Below are 2,758 nucleotides of genomic sequence, written 5' to 3' on the forward strand. Positions count from 1 at the left end.
AGTCAACTCGGACGCAGCGCGATAAAGCCGCGCAGCGCCGGTTACTTCTACGTTAGGCATCACAAAGTACAGCATCGTGACCAACAGCAACGATTCCGTCACACTGCGCCTCATGACTGAGCATGACCTTGCGATGCTCTATGAGTGGCTAAATCGATCTCATATCGTCGAGTGGTGGGGCGGAGAAGAAGCACGCCCGACACTTGCTGACGTACAGGAACAGTACTTGCCAAGCGTTTTAGCGCAAGAGTCCGTCACTCCATACATTGCAATGCTGAATGGAGAGCCGATTGGGTATGCCCAGTCGTACGTTGCTCTTGGAAGCGGGGACGGATGGTGGGAAGAAGAAACCGATCCAGGAGTACGCGGAATAGACCAGTCACTGGCGAATGCATCACAACTGGGCAAAGGCTTGGGAACCAAGCTGGTTCGAGCTCTGGTTGAGTTGCTGTTCAATGATCCCGAGGTCACCAAGATCCAAACGGACCCGTCGCCGAGCAACTTGCGAGCGATCCGATGCTACGAGAAAGCGGGGTTTGAGAGGCAAGGTACCGTAACCACCCCAGATGGTCCAGCCGTGTACATGGTTCAAACACGCCAGGCATTCGAGCGAACACGCAGTGATGCCTAACCCTTCCATCGAGGGGGACGTCCAAGGGCTGGCGCCCTTGGCCGCCCCTCATGTCAAACGTTAGGCATCACAAAGTACAGCATCGTGACCAACAGCAACGATTCCGTCACACTGCGCCTCATGACTGAGCATGACCTTGCGATGCTCTATGAGTGGCTAAATCGATCTCATATCGTCGAGTGGTGGGGCGGAGAAGAAGCACGCCCGACACTTGCTGACGTACAGGAACAGTACTTGCCAAGCGTTTTAGCGCAAGAGTCCGTCACTCCATACATTGCAATGCTGAATGGAGAGCCGATTGGGTATGCCCAGTCGTACGTTGCTCTTGGAAGCGGGGACGGTTGGTGGGAAGAAGAAACCGATCCAGGAGTACGCGGAATAGACCAGTCACTGGCGAATGCATCACAACTGGGCAAAGGCTTGGGAACCAAGCTGGTTCGAGCTCTGGTTGAGTTGCTGTTCAATGATCCCGAGGTCACCAAGATCCAAACGGACCCGTCGCCGAGCAACTTGCGAGCGATCCGATGCTACGAGAAAGCGGGGTTTGAGAGGCAAGGTACCGTAACCACCCCAGATGGTCCAGCCGTGTACATGGTTCAAACACGCCAGGCATTCGAGCGAACACGCAGTGTTGCCTAACCCTTCCATCGAGGGGGACGTCCAAGGGCTGGCGCCCTTGGCCGCCCCTCATGTCAAACGTTATGCTCTGTGAGCCGGGTTATTGGCGAAGCGAACGTATGACGATTACAGCAATAAACGCAAAGGGTGAAAAAAAATGACATGGAGAACGACCAAAACACTTTTACAGCCTCAAAATCTGGACTTCAATGAGTTTGAGATTCTTACTTCCGTAATTGAGGGCGCCCGAATTGTCGGCATTGGCGAGGGCGCTCATTTTGTCGCGGAGTTTTCACTGGCTAGAGCAAGTCTTATCCGCTATTTGGTCGAAAGGCATGATTTTAATGCGATTGGTTTGGAATGTGGGGCGATTCAGGCATCCCGGTTATCTGAATGGCTCAACTCAACAGCCGGTGCTCATGAACTTGAGCGATTTTCGGATACCCTGACCTTTTCTGTGTATGGCTCAGTGCTGATCTGGCTGAAATCATATCTCCGCGAATCAGGAAGAAAACTGCAGTTAGTCGGAATCGACTTACCCAACACCCTGAACCCAAGGGACGACCTAGCGCAATTGGCCGAAATTATCCAGCTCATCGATCACCTCATGAAACCGCACGTTGATATGCTGACTCACTTGTTGGCGTCCATTGATGGCCAGTCGGCGGTTATTTCATCGGCAAAATGGGGGGAGCTAGAAACGGCTCGGCAGGAGAAAGCTATCTCAGGGGTAACCAGATTGAAGCTCCGCTTGGCGTCGCTTGCCCCTGTCCTGAAAAAACACGTCAACAGCGATTTGTTCCGAAAAGCCTCTGATCGAATAGAGTCGATAGAGTATACGTTGGAAACCTTGCGTATAATGAAAACTTTCTTCGATGGTACCTCTCTTGAGGGAGATACTTCCGTACGTGACTCGTATATGGCGGGCGTAGTAGATGGAATGGTTCGAGCGAATCCGGATGTGAAGATAATTCTGCTGGCGCACAACAATCATTTACAAAAAACCCCAGTCTCCTTTTCAGGCGAGCTTACGGCTGTTCCCATGGGGCAGCACCTCGCAGAGAGGGTGAATTACCGTGCGATTGCATTCACCCATCTTGGACCCACCGTGCCGGAAATGCATTTCCCATCGCCCGACAGTCCTCTTGGATTCTCTGTTGTGACCACGCCTGCCGATGCAATCCGTGAGGATAGTATGGAACAGTATGTCATCGACGCCTGTGGTACGGAGAATTCATGTCTGACATTGACAGATGCCCCCATGGAAGCAAAGCGAATGCGGTCTCAAAGCGCCTCTGTAAAAACGAAATTGAGCGAGGCATTTGATGCCATCGTCTGTGTTCCAAGCGCCGGCAAGGACAGCCTAGTTGCCCTATAGGAAACCGGAAATGAAAATGAGGGAGCATAACCTGCCAATCCACCGGACGGTTTTCAACCGCCGGTGATCAGCGCGATTGGGCGTCAAGGAAAACTTAATGGCAATCCGAATCTTCGCAATACTTTTCTCCA

Annotated in this window: 2 protein-coding genes and 1 pseudogene; all 3 read left to right on the forward strand. The window is 52.4% G+C overall.

Going from position 1 to position 2,758, the window contains the following annotated elements:
* Window positions 1–76 precede the first annotated feature (76 nt).
* The 3 genes and pseudogenes from ACCQ08_RS25930 (at window position 77) to ere(A) (ending at window position 2,627) form a co-directional block, all read left to right on the forward strand.
* Window positions 77–631 carry an aminoglycoside N-acetyltransferase AAC(6')-Ib4 gene (locus ACCQ08_RS25930; RefSeq protein WP_003159191.1) on the forward strand — a complete coding sequence of 185 codons (555 nt, stop codon included), beginning with the start codon at window positions 77–79 and terminating at the stop codon, window positions 629–631.
* A gap of 84 nt (window positions 632–715) precedes the next feature.
* Window positions 716–1,270 (forward strand): aminoglycoside N-acetyltransferase AAC(6')-Ib', encoded by a 555-nt coding sequence (locus ACCQ08_RS25935; protein ID WP_014454105.1) that lies wholly within the window; start codon window positions 716–718, stop codon window positions 1,268–1,270.
* Window positions 1,271–1,374: 104 nt separating this feature from the next.
* A pseudogene (gene ere(A) / locus ACCQ08_RS25940) lies at window positions 1,375–2,627 on the forward strand (EreA family erythromycin esterase).
* The last annotated feature ends 131 nt before the right edge of the window (window positions 2,628–2,758 follow it).

Source organism: Comamonas sp. SY3 (assembly GCF_041730275.1).
In the GTDB taxonomy this organism is placed as follows: domain Bacteria; phylum Pseudomonadota; class Gammaproteobacteria; order Burkholderiales; family Burkholderiaceae_C; genus Comamonas; species Comamonas sediminis.